Annotated in this window: 15 protein-coding genes; 8 read left to right on the plus strand and 7 right to left on the minus strand. The window is 66.7% G+C overall.

Annotation, left to right across the window (positions count from 1 at the left end):
• Positions 1–45 precede the first annotated feature (45 nt).
• Both IM738_RS16550 and IM738_RS16555 read right to left on the minus strand, forming a co-directional pair.
• Entirely contained in the window at positions 46–1,506 is a 1,461-nt protein-coding gene (locus IM738_RS16550; protein ID WP_236962132.1) for an NAD-dependent succinate-semialdehyde dehydrogenase, read from the minus strand.
• 704 nt (positions 1,507–2,210) lie between these two features.
• Positions 2,211–3,206 carry a helix-turn-helix domain-containing protein gene (locus IM738_RS16555; protein ID WP_236962134.1) on the minus strand — a complete coding sequence of 332 codons (996 nt, stop codon included), beginning with the start codon at positions 3,204–3,206 and terminating at the stop codon, positions 2,211–2,213.
• 161 nt (positions 3,207–3,367) lie between these two features.
• Between IM738_RS16555 and IM738_RS16560 the strand changes: the two genes are divergently transcribed.
• From IM738_RS16560 to IM738_RS16580, 5 genes are all read left to right on the plus strand, one after another.
• Entirely contained in the window at positions 3,368–4,036 is a 669-nt protein-coding gene (locus IM738_RS16560; protein ID WP_236962136.1) for a TorF family putative porin, read from the plus strand.
• 32 nt (positions 4,037–4,068) lie between these two features.
• Positions 4,069–5,589 carry an APC family permease gene (locus IM738_RS16565; RefSeq protein WP_236962138.1) on the plus strand — a complete coding sequence of 507 codons (1,521 nt, stop codon included), beginning with the start codon at positions 4,069–4,071 and terminating at the stop codon, positions 5,587–5,589.
• Positions 5,590–5,672: 83 nt separating this feature from the next.
• A complete protein-coding gene (locus tag IM738_RS16570) occupies positions 5,673–6,956 on the plus strand; it encodes an aspartate aminotransferase family protein (protein ID WP_236962140.1) in 1,284 nt (427 codons plus the stop codon).
• Positions 6,953–7,900 carry a phosphotransferase enzyme family protein gene (locus tag IM738_RS16575; protein WP_236962142.1) on the plus strand — a complete coding sequence of 316 codons (948 nt, stop codon included), beginning with the start codon at positions 6,953–6,955 and terminating at the stop codon, positions 7,898–7,900. The genes IM738_RS16570 and IM738_RS16575 overlap by 4 nt, the downstream gene beginning before the upstream one ends.
• A gap of 151 nt (positions 7,901–8,051) precedes the next feature.
• Complete coding sequence (locus IM738_RS16580; protein WP_236962145.1) at positions 8,052–9,743, plus strand: AMP-binding protein; 1,692 nt, start codon at positions 8,052–8,054, stop codon at positions 9,741–9,743.
• A 33-nt stretch (positions 9,744–9,776) separates the two neighbouring features.
• Here IM738_RS16580 and fghA read toward each other — a convergent pair whose 3' ends face one another.
• From fghA to xdhC, 4 genes are all read right to left on the minus strand, one after another.
• The gene (gene fghA / locus IM738_RS16585) at positions 9,777–10,643 is read right to left on the minus strand and encodes an S-formylglutathione hydrolase (protein WP_236962147.1); all 867 of its coding nucleotides are present in this window, start codon (positions 10,641–10,643) and stop codon (positions 9,777–9,779) included.
• Positions 10,644–10,777: 134 nt separating this feature from the next.
• Positions 10,778–11,884, minus strand: a complete 1,107-nt coding sequence (locus IM738_RS16590) for an S-(hydroxymethyl)glutathione dehydrogenase/class III alcohol dehydrogenase (protein ID WP_236962149.1) — start codon at positions 11,882–11,884, stop codon at positions 10,778–10,780.
• A gap of 71 nt (positions 11,885–11,955) precedes the next feature.
• Positions 11,956–13,152, minus strand: a complete 1,197-nt coding sequence (locus IM738_RS16595) for a urate hydroxylase PuuD (RefSeq protein WP_236962151.1) — start codon at positions 13,150–13,152, stop codon at positions 11,956–11,958.
• Between the two features lie 188 nt (positions 13,153–13,340).
• Positions 13,341–14,156, minus strand: coding sequence for a xanthine dehydrogenase accessory protein XdhC (gene xdhC / locus IM738_RS16600; RefSeq protein ID WP_236962152.1), 816 nt, complete (start codon positions 14,154–14,156; stop codon positions 13,341–13,343).
• A 203-nt stretch (positions 14,157–14,359) separates the two neighbouring features.
• On the opposite strand from xdhC, the gene IM738_RS16605 reads away from it, so the two are divergent.
• Positions 14,360–14,914: a hypothetical protein gene (locus tag IM738_RS16605; RefSeq protein ID WP_442908435.1), complete on the plus strand. Its 555-nt coding sequence runs from the start codon at positions 14,360–14,362 to the stop codon at positions 14,912–14,914.
• A 218-nt stretch (positions 14,915–15,132) separates the two neighbouring features.
• On the opposite strand, the gene uraH is transcribed toward IM738_RS16605, so the two are convergent.
• Entirely contained in the window at positions 15,133–15,486 is a 354-nt protein-coding gene (gene uraH / locus IM738_RS16610; RefSeq protein ID WP_236962153.1) for a hydroxyisourate hydrolase, read from the minus strand.
• A gap of 71 nt (positions 15,487–15,557) precedes the next feature.
• Between uraH and IM738_RS16615 the strand changes: the two genes are divergently transcribed.
• Entirely contained in the window at positions 15,558–16,226 is a 669-nt protein-coding gene (locus IM738_RS16615) for a GntR family transcriptional regulator (RefSeq protein ID WP_236962154.1), read from the plus strand.
• Entirely contained in the window at positions 16,223–17,173 is a 951-nt protein-coding gene (gene puuE, locus IM738_RS16620; RefSeq protein ID WP_236962155.1) for an allantoinase PuuE, read from the plus strand. Before IM738_RS16615 ends, puuE begins: the two co-directional genes overlap by 4 nt.
• Positions 17,174–17,177: the final 4 nt, after the last annotated feature.

Consider the following 17,177-nt stretch of genomic DNA (forward strand, 5'->3'; position numbering starts at 1 on the left):
TGAGGGGCTGAGCGGCTACGCGCAGCGAGCAAGCGATGGGGGTGGTCAAAAAGGTCTGCCGACGGTGATGGTTTTCACTTCGGTGTAGTGCGTGATGCCCTCGGCGCCCTGCTCTTGTCCGAGGCCACTCTCCTTGTGGCCGCCAAACGGCAGCTCGGGCTGCGAGACGCCGAAGTGGTTGATGCCGACCATGCCGGCCTCGATGGCTTCGCCCAGGCGGTGCGCGGTGTGCAGGTCGCGCGTGAAGGCGTAGGCGCCGAGCGCGTAGGGCAGCGCGTTGGCCTGTTCGATGGCGGCATCCAGCGTGTCGTAGGGCTGGATCACGGCGATGGGACCGAAGGGTTCTTGCTGCATCACGCGGCTGCTGATCGGCGCGTCGGCGAACACGGTGGGCTCGAAGAAGAAGCCGGGCCGCGCCACACGGTGGCCGCCGGTGAGCAGGCGCGCGCCCAGGCCCACGGCGTCGTCCACGAAGCGCTCCATGTCCTCGACGCGGCGCTCGTGCGACAGCGGCCCCATCTGCGTGGCCGCGTCCAGCCCCGAACCGAGCTGCAGCTTCTGCGCGGCGGCGGCGAAGCGTTCGCTGAAGGTGGCGAGCTGCGCGCGCGGCACGTAGAAGCGGATCGGCGAGGCACAGACCTGGCCCGCGTTGCGGTACTTGGCGGTGACCGACTGTTTGAGCACGAAGTCCAGCCCCGCGCCTTCGGCCATGTCTTCGCACACGATCACCGGTGCGTGGCCACCGAGTTCGCCGGTGAAGCGCTTGACGTGCCGCGCGGCATGCTCACCCAGCAGCTTGCCCACGGCCACCGAGCCGGTGACCGAGACCTTGGCGATCTCGGGCCGCTCGATCAGGAACGAAGAAACCAGCGCCGGATCGCCACAGACGAGGTTGATCGCATCGGCAGGAACGCCCGCATCGAGGAAGCAGCGTATCAGCAGCATGCAGCTGGCGGGTGTTTCCTCGGCCGGTTTGATGACCACGCTGCAGCCCGCCGCGAGCGCGCTGCCGAGCTTGCGGCTGGGCAGGTTGACCGGGAAGTTCCAGGGCGTGAACGCCGCCACCGGGCCGACCGGCACGCGGTTCACGGTGTGCGAGAGGATGCCGTCCACGCGCGGCGCCACGGTGCGGCCATAGAGGCGTTTGCCCTCTTCGGCCTGGACATCGATGATGTCGGCCGACAGCAGCACCTCTCGCTTCGCTTCGCTCAAGGGTTTGCCTTGCTCCAGCGTGAGCACGGTGGCGATCGGGTCCACGCGCTGGCGCAGCAGATCGGCCGCGCGGCGCAGGATCACATAGCGGTCGTGCGGGCGCACACGGCGCCATTGTTCAAAGCCGCGACGGGCCGATTCGGCGGCCGCGGCCAGCTCGACGGTGCCGGCCAGCGGCAGCATGGCGAGCACGCTGCCATCGGCGGGGTTGATCACCGGGCGTTCGCCGCCCGAGGCTTGTGTGAGCCATTGGCCGGCCACGTGCAGGGCTGGGGAAAGGTAGGAAGAAGTCATGCTGCGCACTGTGCCGGTCACCGCCCGCTGGGCGTGATCGGAAATGCGCAAACCTGGCTTACGGGTTTACCCCAAGCTCTTCGCCTCTTCGTGTGTTTTGCTCGCGGCACCTCGCGGCCAAGGCGTGTGCGCTCAGGCCGCAGCGCTGGGGTGAGGCGGTCGGCGCGGTGCGCCGACTTCCCTGCGATGCTCGCGGCCGTGGCCCGTCGCCAAACTCGCTGCGTTCGCTGGCGCTCTCTCCGCTCAGACATGGCGACGGGTCAGTTGACGAAGCGCGCTGCGCGCGCGGCCACGGCCACTGCGCTTCTCGGCGCCTCACAAGGCGCGCTGCGGCCTGAGCGCACACGCCTTGGCAACAAGGGTTTGGGTGCTCCACCGGTAGAACGAGACAACGCTTCTTGCTGCGGCGGGCGCTGTCCGGTGGGGGCGATTTTCCGGGGTGGCTGTGTCCGCCCGTCTGGGGCCGGGCGCGCCAGTGCGCGCTTCGTTGTCTGACTCGCGGCCCTTGTCTGAGCGGAGAGAGCGTCAGCGAACGCAGCGAGTTGGGCCGCGCCGGCCTCAGACGGGCGGACACAGCAGAGTCGGCGCGCAGCGCCGACCACCCCGGATGAGCCCCCACCGGGCAGCGCCTGCCGCAGCCCGCGAGGTGTCACACCTGCAAGCACAGGCGCCAGCACACACCAGCAAGAGAACCAACCGAGCAATCAGCCCCTGCTCTTCCGGGCCCGCGCCAGCGTCTCCGAAGGCAGCTCGAAAAAGTGCTTCTTGTAGTCCAGCGAGAACTGCCCCAGGTGCCAGAAGCCCCAGCGCGCGGCAACGTCCTGCACCGTCGCCCCCGGCCCCGCCTCACGCAAACCGCGCCGCACGCCGTTGAGCCGCAAGGCCCGCAGGTACTGCGTGGGCGAGGTGCCCAGCACGTCCTGGAAACAGTAGTTGAGCTTTCGCCGGCTCGCGCCCACACGGCTGCAGACGGCGAGGATCGAAGGTGGCTCGTCCGGGTTGGCCATCATCAGCTCGCAGGCCTTGTCCACCATGCGCTTGCGCCGCGCCAGCGAATCCAGATCCGAGATGTCCACGCTGGGCGGCAGCGCCTCGATCCATTCGATCAGGATGTCGTCACGCAACTGGTTCAGGGGCGAGGCATCAGTGAAGTGCTGGGCCAGCGCCAGCGCCTCTTTCAGTGCTTGCAGGTGCTTTCCCCGCAGCGCCGCAGCGCTTTCCGGCGTGGGCAGCAACTCGACCTGGCGCTCCAGCCAGGTGGCCAGTGGCTTCTGGTACATGCGCTCCCAGAGCCCGTTGAGCAGGCCCCGCTCGACCGTCAAGGCGATCAGGTGGTGCTGCGGCGGCGTGACGAAATCGATCTCTCTCCCGCTGCCGCAGAGGATGGCTTCCGGGTGCACCTTGCGCCCGTCGAAGTACACATCCCCGGTGGGCGCCACCGACATCGCAAACCCGTAGACCTGCTCGCCCAGCCGCCCGCGCTGGCGCAGCGCGAGGCTGGTCTTCTCGCCCGTCAGGCGCACCCCTTCGAGTTGCACCAGAGCCAGTTCGCCACGAAAGCGGCCGCTGGACAGCTGTTCGTAATGCAACGCCCAGTCGCCCTGGGCCCTAGCGTGGGCGTCCATGTCGAAGGTCAGCAGGGAGTGTGCCCAGCGAGGCGCTTCAGCGTCTTCCTGGGCCTCTTCAATGGGGTCGCTCATGGCGCGCAGCGTAGCAGCAGCCAGGCCGATTGGGAGAAACCCGGACCACATCGTGCGCAGTTTTGATAACCCGATTGGCGGTGCGTCCCTAGCATCCGTCCACCCCTGGCTGCAAAGGCCAGCGGAACGAAGCAGCCCCATACAACAACGAGGAACGACCCATGAAACGCGCCTTCACCCTTCTGGCATGCAGTGCGGCCTGCCTGACCGCCCCCACCATCGCGCTGGCCGAGACCAGCTACAACCTGGGCGTCGTGTCCCTGTACAAGTCCAACGGTCTGGACCAGGACAACCCCAAGGGGAAACAGGTTCGCCCCGCCCTACAGGGCGGCGTCGACACCAGCTTCGACAACGGCTTCTACCTGGGCAACTGGAACTCCACCGGCCGCTTCGGCGACGCGAAGCTGGAAATCGATCTCTACGGCGGCCACCGCGGCGCCATCACCGAGCAGCTGTCCTACGACGTCGGGCTGATCAGCTTCATCTACCCCGGCAGCGGCGGGGGCTGGAACGGCAACGAGGCTTATGCCAGCCTGAGCTGGGGGCCGGTGACCGTCAAGTACGCACGTGGCGTGAGTGGCGTGATCGAGAAATTCGGTCGCCTGAGCCTGGCCTACACCCAGCCGATCGGCGAGGCCTGGAAGCTGCAGGGCACGCTGGGCATGCGCAACAAGATCGCCGGCGACTTCGGCGACTACAGCCTGGGCGTGACTCGCGACCTGGGCGAGGGCCTGTCCTTGGGCGCCACGCTGTCGGGCGCCACCCGCAAGGCGCAGCTGGGCGGTGCCGGTGACAACCGCCTGGTGCTGAGCCTGGTCAAGGGCTTCTGAGCCCGTCCTCCCCCATCCTTCAGGACAAGTCCATGAAAACCGCTTCCACTTCACTTGCATCGTCCGGGCCCGCCCCGGGCGCAGAACAGTCCCTGCGCTCCGGTCGCCTGGGCGTGATCGGCATCGTCTTCTTCGTGGTCGCCGCCGCCTCGCCGCTGGTGGGCATGACCGGTGCACTGCCTGCCGCCATCCTGCTGGGCAATGGCGCCGCAGCGCCGGGCGCCTACCTGCTGGCGGGTCTGATCCTGCTGCTGTTCAGCGTGGGCTACGCCGCCATGAGCCACCAGGTGACCAACTCGGGCGCGTTCTTCGCGTACATCGGTCGCGGCATGGGCTTGCACCTGGGCGTGGGCTCGGCTTTCGTTTCCCTGCTGGCCTACCTGGCCATCCACCTGTCGATCTTCGGCTTCTTCGGCGGCCTGATGGCCGAGCAGGTCGGGGGGCTGCCCTGGTGGGGATGGTCCCTGGTGGCCTGGGCGGCGGTGACCTGGCTGTCGCTGCGCAGCGTGGACGTGGGTGCGCACGTGCTGGGTCTGCTGATGGGGCTGGAGCTCCTGAGCCTGGTGGTCACGGCGGTGGCGATCTTCCTGCAGGGTGGGCCGGAGGGCTGGAATTTTGCGGCGTCCTTCAGCCCGGCCAACATCCTGGCGGGTGGTCTGTCGGGTTCCGCCGGCATCGCGCTGGCCTTCGCGTTCGCCTCTTTCGTGGGCTTCGAAGCCACCGCCATCTACGGCGAAGAATCGATCGACCCCAAGCGCACCGTGCCGCTGGCGACGTATGTCGCGGTGGTGCTGATCACCGTCCTGTTCGCCTTCACCTCGTTCGCCGTGGTCAGTGGCCTCGGTGCTGGCAAGGTGATGGACCGTGTGGTCGAGCTGTCGTCGGTCGACGGCGCGCCCCTGGTCAACCCCGCCAACGTGCTGTTCACGCTGGCGGGCCAGTATGTGGGTGACTGGCTGTCCGCGCTGATGAAGAGCCTGGTGCTCTCGAGTCTGTTTGCTGCCATGCTGGCGTTCCAGAACTCCGCCGCGCGCTACCTGTTTGCCCTGGGCCGCGGCGGCACCTTGCCCGCCGCGGTGGCCCGGGTCAACCGGCGCGGTGCACCATCGGCCGGTTCGATCATCGTGTCCGTGATCACCGCCGCCGTGATCGCCCTCTTTGCGGTGGCGGGCCTGGACCCCATCCTCAACATGTTCTTCTGGTTCTCCGGTCTGGCGGTGGTCTCGATCCTGCTGATCGAGATCCTGGTCTGCCTGGCGGTGATCGCCTGGTTCCGCCGCGTGCCCGGTGACGCGAACATTTTTCAGTCGCTGATTGCGCCGGTGCTGGCCACCGTTGGCCTGTCGGTCGGGCTCTACCTTCTGCTGGCGCGGTTCGGCCTGTTGACGGGGGCGGTCGCTGAAGGCCTGGACCCGACGACCACCTCCTGGGCCATGAATGGTCTGGGCTGGTTCATGGCGCTGTTGCCGTTCGGTGTACTGGTGGTGGGCTATGCCTTCGCGATCGTTCGCCACAAGGAAAACAAGGGCCTGATCCAGGACGTGATCTCCTGAGGTCCGGCGTTGGCTGAAGAAGTTCTGGCGCCGGCGGCGCCAGAACTCGTTTTTTCTGGTTGGCTGTTTTGATGGAATCTGCAATGAATGAAACCGAATTGATGGAGAGAAGGCGCTCTCTTCTCGGGCCGAATGTCTCCACCTTCTACAAACGACCGGTCCACATCGTGAAGGGCGAGGACGTGTGGCTGTGGGACGCGGAAGGTCGTCGCTACCTCGACTGCTACAACAACGTGCCGCACGTTGGGCACTGCAACCCCAGGGTGGTCGAAGCGATCTGTTCGCAGAGCGCGCAGCTCAATGTGCACAGCCGCTACCTGCACGAGAACCTGGTGAACTACGTTGAGAAGCTGACGTCCACCTATGGCGGCGAGCTGTCCAACGCCTTGCTGACCTGCACCGGTTCCGAGGCCAACGACATCGCGCTGCGTATGGCAGAGGCCATGACCGGCAAGCGGGGTGTGATCGCCACCGATGCCACCTACCACGGCAACACCAGCCTGGTCAGCCAACTGTCGACCGGCAATGCGCCGAAATACGGCTACGGGCTTGACCAGTACGTGCGCCATGTCGAGGCGCCCGACAGCTTGCGCATCGACGACCCCCAGGGGCTGCGCTTTGCGGCCAAGGTGCAGGAACAGATTGCTGAGCATGAGCGCTCGGGCATCGGCTTCGCGGCACTGATCGTGTGTCCGCTGTTCCTCAATGAAGGCTTCCCCGACCAGGCCCCCGGCTGGCTGCGCGCGACCGAGCAGGTGGTCCGCGAGGCTGGCGGTTTCCTGATCTGCGACGAGGTGCAGTCGGGCTTCGCGCGCAGCGGCAGCCACTTCTGGGCCCACCAGAAACAGGGCGTGACGCCCGATGTGGTGACCATGGGCAAACCCATGGGCAACGGCTACCCGGTGGCGGGTCTGGTCACGCGGCCGGAGGTGATGGAGCGCTTCCGGAACTCCTACCGCTACTTCAACACCTTTGGTGGCAACCCCGTGGCCTGCGCCGCCGCCATGGCCGTGCTGGAAGAGATTCAGCAGCGCAAGCTGCAGGCCAATGCAGCAAAGATCGGCGCCCTGGCCGCGAAGGCGCTGGCCGAACTGGCCAGCAAGCACGGCGTCATCGGCGACGTCCGCCAGAGCGGCATGGTGTTTGGCGTCGAGTTCCTGAAGGACAAGGCCACGCAGGAGCCCGCCTCGGGCTTCGCCGATCAGGTGGTGGAGGCGATGCGCGAGCGGGGCGTGCTGCTGTCCAAGCTGGGGCGGCACAAGAACACCCTCAAGATCCGCCCGCCGATGACCTTCTCGGAAGAACACCTGGGCCTGCTGGTGCAGACGCTGGACGAGGTGCTGGCCGAGCTGGCGCCTCAGTCATGACGGACCTCGCCAAGGCGGCGGCCGCCGAATGGGGCCTGGGTGGTGCGCGCCTGCAGTTCATCGCCGGTCGGGAAAACCAGGTCTACCGGGTCACCGACGCCTCTGGCGACCATGCCCTGCGCATCAAGCGCCCCGGCTACCGGACCCGCATCGAACTCGAATCCGAATTGCAGTGGATGGCGGCGCTGGATCGAGCGGGGATTCTGGTGCCGAGACCGGTTCCTTCGCTCAAGGGGCAGTTGCTCGAACAGGCGGACGGCCATCTGGTCGATCTGCTGACCTGGCTGCCCGGCCAGACCCTGGGCACGCTGCTGAGCGGCTGCTCCGACGCCGACGCGCAAGTGCTGTTCCAGCACCTGGGTCGGGACATGGCGCTGTTCCATGCGGCTTCCGATGCCTGGGTCAAACCGGCTGAATTTTCGCGCGTCGCCTGGGACGCCGAAGGGCTGGTGGGTGAGGCACCACTCTGGGGGCGCTTCTGGGCGCATCCCGGGCTGTCTGCCGAAGACACGGCCTTGTTTGAGGCTTTCAGAACCCGGGCAGCGCAAGACCTGCGCCAGATGGACGCTGGCCTCGACCGCGGCCTGATCCATGCCGACCTCGTTCGCGAAAACGTGCTGATCAGCGATGGGCGGATGGGGATCCTGGACTTCGACGATGGGGGATGGGGCTATCGGGTGTTCGATCTCGCCACCACGCTGCTCAAGTTTCTGGACCTGCCCCATTTCTCCCAGCTCAAAGAGGCTCTGCTGCAGGGCTACCTGAGCGTGAGGTCCATCGACACCCGCTCGCTCGACCTGTTCCTGGCGTTGCGGGCCGTGACCTACGTCGGGTGGATCGTGCCCCGTCTGGGCGAAGAAGGCGCACGGGAACGCAGCCATCGCTACGTGGCGACGGCCCGCCATGTCTGCCAGCGGTACCTGTCGAACCCGCCAGAGCATTGAGTTTCTGGCCTGTACACGGCCCATGCCATCGTTGATCCAGATCAGGGCTGCGCACCAAACTGGAGTGCACGCTCTAGAGAGCACGCGGGAAAGCCCGCTGCCCGAACACCGGTCAGGCCCGGTAGATTCCGGCATTCACCTGGAGACCCGCATGACCAAGATTTCACCCGACTACCTTGCCCTGCAACGCCTGTACCACTGGGAGAAGACCGCCCTGTCGCGGGTGGCCCTGACCCAGCCCATGGGCGGCGGCGCCGTGCAGGACTTCACCTGGGCCCAGGTGGCCGACCAGAGTCGGCGCATGGCGGCCCACCTTCAGGCGCAAGGCTGGGCGCCCGGTTCGAAGGTGGCGATCCTCTCGAAGAACTGCGCCTGGTGGATGATGAGCGACCTGGCCATCTGGATGGCGGGTTATGTGTCGGTGCCGCTGTACCCCACGCTCGCGCCCGAGACCATCACTCAGATCCTCACACACAGCGAAAGCAAGGCCTGCTTCATCGGCAAGCTCGACGGCTGGGCGCACATGAAGCCCGGCGTGCCCGCGGGTCTGCCCTGCCTGAGCTACCCGCTGTCGCCGGACGACGCAGTGGCCGCTTACGAGGGATGGGACACGGTCATCGCGCGCACCCAGCCGCTGCAGGGGTCGCCCGTGCGGGCCGAAGACGAGCTGGCCACGCTGATCTACACCTCGGGCACCACCGGCATGCCCAAGGGCGTGATGCACTCCTTCGGCAACTTCGCCTGGGCGCTGGACCGGGGCATCCAGCGCATCCCGCTCAGCGGCGACGACCGCATGCTGTCCTACCTGCCGCTGGCCCACGTGGTCGAGCGCATGCTGGTGGAGCATGGCTGGCTGCGCACGGCCATGCACGTCTATTTCGCCGAGTCACTGGACACCTTCGCGGCCGACCTGCAGCGTGCGAGGCCCACGGTGTTCTTCTCGGTGCCGCGCCTCTGGGTCAAGTTCCAGCAGGGCATCCACCACAAGATGCCGCCGGCCAAGCTCAACCGGCTGCTGGGCATCCCGATCATCGGTGGCCTCGTGCGGCGCAAGGTGAAAAAGGCCCTCGGCCTGGACCAGTGCACGTTTGCTGCTGGCGGCGCGGCGCCCATGCCGCACGCACTGCTGACCTGGTACAGCCATCTGGGCCAGGACATCAACGAGGGCTACGGCATGACCGAGAACCTCGCGCTCTCGCACATCACCGTGCAGGGCCAGAACCAGCAAGGCACCGTGGGGCCGACCTACCCCGGCGTGGAGCATCGCCTCGACCCCGCGACCGGCGAGATCCAGATGCGCAGCCAGGCGCTGATGATGGGCTACTACAAGGAGCCCGAGAAGACCGCCGAGGTCTTCACACCCGACGGCTGGCTCAAGACCGGCGACAAGGGCGCCATCGACGCGCAGGGCCTGCTGCGCATCACCGGCCGGGTGAAAGACCTGTTCAAGACCGGCAAGGGCAAGTACGTGGCGCCCGCGCCCATCGAAGACAAGCTGGTCATGCACGAAGCGGTGGAGGCCTGCGTGGTCACCGGCGCCAACCTGGGCCAGCCGCTGGGCATCGTGATGCTCAACGCCGACTTCGCCGCCAAGGCCAAAGACACGGCCGGTCGTGCCGATCTGGAGGCCTCGCTGGCCCAACACGTCAAGGCGATCAACGCGACGCTGGACCCGCACGAGCGGCTGCAGTGCCTGGTGGTGACCACCACCGCCTGGACGGTGGACAACGACGTGATCACGCCCACCTTCAAGGTCAAGCGCAACCGCATCGAAGACCTGTACGCGAAACACTACGAGGCCTGGGAGGCCTCGGGCAGTCTGGTGATCTGGGAGAAGGGCTGAAGCGCGCTGCAGCGCTCGGCTCATCTTCCCGGTTCACCCCAGCGCCGTCGCGTGGTGGCGCAGGTGGTCTTCGATGAAGCTGCTGATGAAATAGTAGCCGTGGTCGTAGCCGGCGTGGCGGCGCAGCGTCAGCGGCTGGCCGGCCTGCGCGCAGGCCGCCTCAAACGCTTCGGGGTACAGCTGCTCGGCGAGGAATTTGTCGGCCAGGCCCTGGTCGATCAGGATGCCGCCGGCGTACGGTGCGGACGCTTGCTGCGCCATCAGCAGGCTCGCGTCGTGTGCCGCCCAGGTGCTCTCGTCCTGCCCCAGGTAACCGGTGAACGCCTTGTGACCCCAGGGGCACTTCGTGGGCGCGCAGATGGGCGCGAACGCCGACAGGCTCTGGAACACGCCCGGGTGGCGCAGCGCGAGGGTGAGCGCACCGTGGCCGCCCATGGAGTGGCCGAACAGGCCCTGCCGTTTGTTGTCCAGGTTGAACGCTGCCGTCACGGCCGGCAGCAGTTCCTTGAGCAGGTAGCTCTCCATGCACCAGTGGCCCGACCAGGGTGCCTGCGTGGCGTCCAGGTAGAACCCTGCGCCCACGCCGAAGTCCCAGTGGTGGTCTTCACTGTCCACGCCGGTGTTGCGCGGGCTGGTGTCGGGCATCAGCAAGGCCTGCCCGAGCTGGGCCGCCACACGCTGCGCCCCGGCCTTCATGGTGAAGGTTTCTTCGGTGCAGGTCAGCCCCGCGAGGAAGGTGAGCAGCGGCACCGCTTGCCCGGCCAGCGCCTGCGGCGGCAGGAACAGCGCGAAACGCATCGGCAGGCCGATCTCGCCCGATGCGTGTTTGTAGAAGCGCTGCACGCCACCGAAGCTGCCGTGTTCGCTGACCAGTTCAAGGCGGTCGAATAAAGAAGACATGGAAGCACCAGAGTTGTTCGAAGTCAGAAGGGAAATTCCCCAGAACGCCGTGGAACCGGCTCCGCCGGGCCGCCAGCGTTGCCCCTTGAGGGGCGGACCCCGCTACACGCAGTGAGCGGGCGATGGGGGTGGGCTCAATACTCGACGACCGACCGGATCGACTCACCGCTCTTCATCAGGTCGAACCCCTTGTTGATGTCTTCGAGCTTGAGCTTGTGGGTGATGAGGTCGTCGATGTTGATCTTGCCTTCCATGTACCAGTCGACGATCTTGGGCACGTCGGTGCGGCCGCGTGCGCCGCCGAAGGCCGAGCCTTCCCACTTGCGGCCGGTGACCAGCTGGAACGGACGCGTGCTGATCTCGGCGCCGGCCTCGGCCACGCCGATGATGATGCTGCGGCCCCAGCCCTTGTGTGTGCACTCCAGCGCGTCGCGCATCACCTTCGTGTTGCCGATGCACTCGAAGCTGTAGTCGGCGCCGCCGTCGGTGAGTTGCACGATGGCGTCAACGACGTTGGCGTGGTCCTTGGGGTTGATGAAGTGCGTCATGCCGAACTTGCGGGCCATGGCTTCGCGCGCGGGGTTCAGGTCCACGCCAATGATCTTGTCGGCGCCCACCATCTTCGCGCCCTGGATCACGTTCAGGCCGATGCCGCCGAGGCCGAACACGACCACGTTGGCGCCCGCCTCCACCTTGGCGGTGAAGATCACAGCGCCGATGCCGGTGGTGACGCCGCAGCCGATGTAGCAGACCTTGTCGAACGGGGCGTCTTCGCGGATCTTGGCCAGCGAGATTTCAGCGGCCACGGTGTAGTTGCTGAAAGTGCTGGTGCCCATGTAGTGGAAGAGGGGCTTGCCGTCCATGCTGAAGCGGCTGGTGGCGTCGGGCATCAGGCCCTTGCCCTGCGTGCCGCGGATCAGCTGGCAGAGGTTGGTCTTGCGGCTCAGGCAGAACTTGCACTGGCGGCATTCCGGCGTGTAGAGCGGGATCACGTGGTCGCCCTTCTTGAGCGAGGTCACGCCGGGGCCCACGTCGACCACGATGCCCGCGCCTTCGTGGCCGAGGATGGCGGGGAAGATGCCTTCGGGGTCGGCGCCCGAGAGCGTGTAGTAGTCGGTATGACAGATGCCGGTGGCCTTGATCTCGACCAGCACTTCGCCGAATTTCGGGCCTTCGAGGTCCACGGTTTCGATGGTCAGGGGCTGGCCTGCTTTCCAGGCGACGGCGGCTTTGGTTTTCATGGTGCTGGAGGGGTGGTTGTGACGGCGGCACCGAGGTTACCGCAGATCATCGTCGCCGCTCGGCACCGCGGTCACTCCACCCGTGCACCACCCTCAAACCACTTGGAAAACAGCGCGCGCTCGGCGTCGGTCAGGCCGGTGGCGTTGTTCATGGGCATGAGCTTCATGACCACGACCTGCTGGTAGACCATCTGGGCGTGCTGTTTCACCGCACCGGCAGAGTCCAGCCTCACCCCCTTGGACTGCAGCGCTTCGCCGTGGCACATGACGCAGCGCTGCTCGATCACCGGCTTGAGTTCGGCGTAGCTCACCGAGTCGGGCACGGCCACCGCAGCCACCGGCGCGGGCCTGAGCCAGACAATCAGCGCCAGCAGCACCACCACGCCCACGGCGGCGTAGGGCCAGGGGTGGGCGTTGCGACCGAGCTTGAAACCATGGCGCATGACGAAGAACTGGCGGATGGCGGCGCCGGCAAACATCATGCCGATCAGCACCACCCCGTTGTGTTCGTTCGCGTAGGTGAAGCTGTAGTGGTTGCTCAACATGGCAAACAGCACCGGCAGCGTGAAGTAGGTGTTGTGCACGCTGCGCTGCTTGCCACGCTGGCCGTGGATCGGGTCGATCGGACGCCCGGCTTTCATGTCGGCCACCACGGTGCGCTGGCCGGGGATGATCCAGAAGAACACGTTGGCGCTCATGGTCGTGGCGAGCATGGCCCCCACGATCAGGAAGGCGGCGCGCCCCGCGAACATCTGTGTGGCGGCGTAGGCGGCGATGCAGACCAGCACCAGCACCAGCGCGCCGACCTTGGCGTCGCCGTTCTTGCTCTGGCCCAGTGTGCGGCAGATGGCGTCGTACAGCAGCCAGAACACCACCAGGAACGCCAGCGCGGCGGCAATCGCGCCCGCGGGGCTCCATTCCATGATGCGCGGGTCGATGAGATAGACGCTGGGGCTCCAGAGGTAGGAGACGAGGAACAGCGCGAAGCCCGACAGCCAGGTGGAATAACTTTCCCAGTAGAACCAGTGCAGGTGCTCGGACAGCTTCGGCGGGGCGCCCGCGAATTTCACCGGGTGGTAGAAGCCGCCGCCGTGCACGGCCCAGAGCTCGCCGCTGACGCCGTCTTTTTTCAGCTGTTCGTCCTCGGGCGGCGTGAGGCTGCTGTCGAGAAAGACGAAATAGAAGGAAGAGCCGATCCAGGCGATGGCGACGATCACGTGCAGCCAGCGCACCAGCAGGTTGGCCCAATCGAGCAGGTAGGTTTCCATGGCACCTCAACATGACGGACCCGGCCGTCAGGGTTTGCAACTCACCACCGCGGGCGTTCTGAGTTCACTGAGGGCCGCGATGGCGTGCTTTCACCAGAAAGACACCCAGCTCCGCTGCGACCAGACCTCAAAGTGTATACACTTTTTGAAAACAGACGAGCCCGTGAAAACCCCCAGACGACCGCGGCTCAGGCCGGGGCGGCGGCGTCACGAACAAGCAACAACTGCGCCACGACCGCCGCCGCGATGACGGCCGGGGCTTTGTCCACGATGCCCGGCAGCCCGATGGGGCAGGTGATGCGGTCCAGCTCGCGGTCTGCGAAACCACGTTCCGACAAGCGCCGCCGGAACGTCGCCCATTTGGTGCGGCTGCCGATCAGCCCCACGAAGGGCAGGTCGGCCTGCGCGCGCTGGCGCTGCAGGCAGGCGGCCACGATGTCGAGGTCTTCGGCATGGGAGAAGCTCATGATCAGCACCATCGCGCCACGGGGCAGCTCGCGCACCGCCGACTGCACGGGGTCGGCGTGCTCGATCTGACCCCCTGCCGGCGGCGGTTCGGGAAACACACCGTCGCGGCTGTCGATCCAGCGCACGGCAAACGGCAGGGGCTGCAGCGCCTGCACAATCGCCCGCCCCACGTGCCCCCCCCCAAACAGCGCCAGCGGCATCAGGGCGGGCGCCAGCCGCTCCCGCAGCGCCGCCACCTGCGCAGGCCCCACGGGCTCGAAACGCAGCCGCAGCGCGCCGCCGCAGCACTGCCCGAGGCTGGGGCCGAGCGTGATGCTGTGCTCCCAGGCACTGCCTTCACCCGAGACCAGGCGCTCCCGCGCCCGGCGCAAGGCGTCCCATTCCAGGTGGCCACCGCCGATGGTGCCGAGCTGCCCCAGGGGCCAGACTGCCATCCAGGCGCCGACCTCGCGCGGCACCGAGCCGCGCGCCTGCACCACGGTCACCAGGACGGCGGCCTCAACGGACAGGCGCTGTAGAAAAAACTCCAGTTCCATGGGCAGGTGTGGCGTGATTGCCGAACAATCGGTAAGGAAACGTCAACTTGAACGCGAGCGCGCAGTATCCACCGGCACCCCGCTAGGGGGGATGGGCAAAGCCCCATACACTTCATCTCTCTGCCCGTATGGCTCCGGGTCGGGACGGCCGGCGGCCTTCCCGCAGGGCCGTGCCGCCAGGAAAACCCCATCGAAGGACCGCCATGAGCACATCACCGACCGCACCCTCGTTCTCAGCCGTCTGGCCATCGGCGCTCCGGCGCACGGCGGGCCTGCTGGCGGTCTGTACCGCCATGCTGCTGGTGGCTTGCGCGGCGCCCAAACCCCCGGCGCCCGACGCATCGTTGCCCGACCTGCCCCCGGTGATCGAAGCCCCCATCGCGGAACCTTCCCTCCCACCGCCGACCCTGGTGTCTGAGGCGATCACCCCGCGCGACTACCGTCAGGACGGCGCCCGCCACCTCTACGGCAAGAACGCCCACCGCATTTTCAAAGGCAAGATGCCGCCGCTGATGCACGCGGTCGGCGTGCTCCAGGTCGAGCTCGACAACCGGGGCTTGGTGCGGCGCCTCAACTGGATGCGGGCGCCCAGCCACGCGCCCGATGTGGTGCAGGAAATCGAACGCACGGTGCACGACGCCGCCCCCTTCCCCGCCCCGGTGCGCCTCGGCGGCGTGACCTACACCGAGGTGTGGCTCTGGGACAAGAGCGGCAACTTCCAGCTCGACACGTTGACCGAAGGACAAAGAAGCAAGTAACACCCCCACCGCGCTGCGCGCGACCCCCTCAAGGGGGCAACGCGGTGCGGCCCGGCAAAGCCGGTTCCGCCGCGTTCTGGGCGAAGGCACCTCACGCCGGAGAGGGAGTTTGACCCAGGGCACCGCCGGGCCGGCTTTGCCGGACGGCCAGTGCCGCCCCCTGGGGGGTGACGCCGCAGGCGGCGCGGGGGGAGCCATATCTTGCGGGGGGTGCAGCGTCAGCTGCCTCTATAAGTCGAATAGCTCCACGGGCTCACCAGCAGCGGCACGTGGTAGTGCTGGTCGGTGTGCGCCACGCCGAAGTCCAGCGCCACACGGTTGAGGAAGTTCGGCTCGGGCAAGACCACGCCCTGGGCCGCGAAGTAGCCCTTCACGTCAAACACCAGCCGGTAGGTGCCTTTTCTCAGACTCGCGTTGTCGTAGAGCGGCCCGTCCGGGTTGCGGCCGTCGGCGTTGAGCGCGAAGCGCTTCACCAGCGTGGCCACGTCGCCGTCGGTGGTGTAAAGCTCGACCGCCATGCCCGCCGCAGGGCAGCCATTCATCGTGTCCAGAACATGTGTGCTGAGGCCCATAATCTTTCCCAGGTTGAATTCAGTCGACTGAAAGTGTATACACTTTTTGTTTTTCTGACTATGATGCCCGCATGGAAACCTCCAGCACCCGCTTGATCGTCGAGTCCCTGACCAAGGCCATCGTGGAGCACCGGTTGCACCCGGGCACCAAGCTGGCCGAGCAGAAGCTCGCTGACCACTTCGGCGTGTCGCGCACCCTCGTGCGCCAGGCCCTGTTCCAGCTCTCGCAGAACCGCCTGATCCGGCTGGAGCCCGCGCGCGGCGCCTTTGTCGCGGCGCCGTCGGTGGACGAAGCCAAGCAGGTGTTCGCCGTGCGCCGCATGCTCGAAGCCGGGATGACCCGTGCTTTTGTGCGCCAGGTCACCCCTAGCAAGATCAAGGCCCTGCGCGAGCACGTGGCGCAGGAAAAGCAGGCCGTGGACAACCAGGACGTGCCCGGCCGCACCGAGCTGCTGGGCGACTTTCACGTGCGCATGGCCGAGCTCATGGGCAACCAGGTGCTGGCAGAACTCTTGCGTGAGCTGATCTCGCGTTGCGCCCTCATCACGCTGATGTACCAGAGCACGAACGCGGCCGAACACTCCAACGAAGAGCACGCCGCCATCGTGAAGGCGCTGGCCGCGAAAGACGAAGAAGGCGCCGTGCGCCTAATGAATCAACACCTGATGCACGTGGAAGAAGGGCTGACCTTCGACCGCAAATTACCGTCCAACGACATCTCGATGGCGCTGTCCTCATGATCTACGACTCCACCGCTCCCTATCCCCGCGACCTGGTTGGCTATGGCCGAGATGTGCCGCACGCGCGCTGGCCGAATGGCGCACGCATCGCGGTGCAGTTCGTGCTGAACTACGAAGAGGGCGGCGAGAACTCGGTGCTGCACGGCGACGCGGGCTCGGAGCAGTTCCTCTCGGAAATGTTCAACCCGGCGTCGTTCCCCGAGCGCCACATCAGCATGGAAGGCATCTACGAGTACGGCTCGCGGGCCGGGGTCTGGCGCATCCTGCGGGAGTTCGAACAGCGCGGCCTGCCGCTCACCGTGTTTGGCGTGGCCACCGCGCTGCAGAAACACCCCGAGCTGACCGCGGCCTTCCAGGCACTGGGCTGCGACATCGCCTGCCACGGTCTGAAGTGGATCCACTACCAGAACGTTGACGAAGCCACCGAGCGCGCCCACATGGCCGAGGCCATGGCGATCATTCAGCGCCTCACGGGCGAGCGGCCGCTGGGCTGGTACACCGGCCGCGACAGCCCCAACACGCGCCGCCTGGTGGCCGACTTCGGCGGCTTCGAGTACGACAGCGACTACTACGGCGAAGACCTGCCGTTCTGGATGAAGGTGCGCAAGAGCGACGGGACGGACACGCACCAGCTCATCGTGCCCTACACGCTGGACTGCAACGACATGCGCTTCGCGCTGCCCCAGGGCTACTCACACGCCGACCCGTTCTTCCAGTACATGAAGGACACCTTCGACGCGCTCTACGCCGAGGGCAACCCCGACGGGCTGGACCGCCCCAAGATGATGAGCATCGGCATGCACTGCCGCCTGCTCGGCCGCCCCGGTCGCATCACCGCGCTGCAGCGCTTCCTGGACCACATCCAGTCGCACGACAAGGTCTGGGTGGCGCGCCGCCTGGACATCGCGCGGCACTGGAAAGCCACGCACCCCCTCAACGCCGCCTGAACCG

Origin of the sequence: Hydrogenophaga sp. SL48, from assembly GCF_021729865.1 — a bacterium.
In the GTDB taxonomy this organism is placed as follows: domain Bacteria; phylum Pseudomonadota; class Gammaproteobacteria; order Burkholderiales; family Burkholderiaceae_C; genus Hydrogenophaga.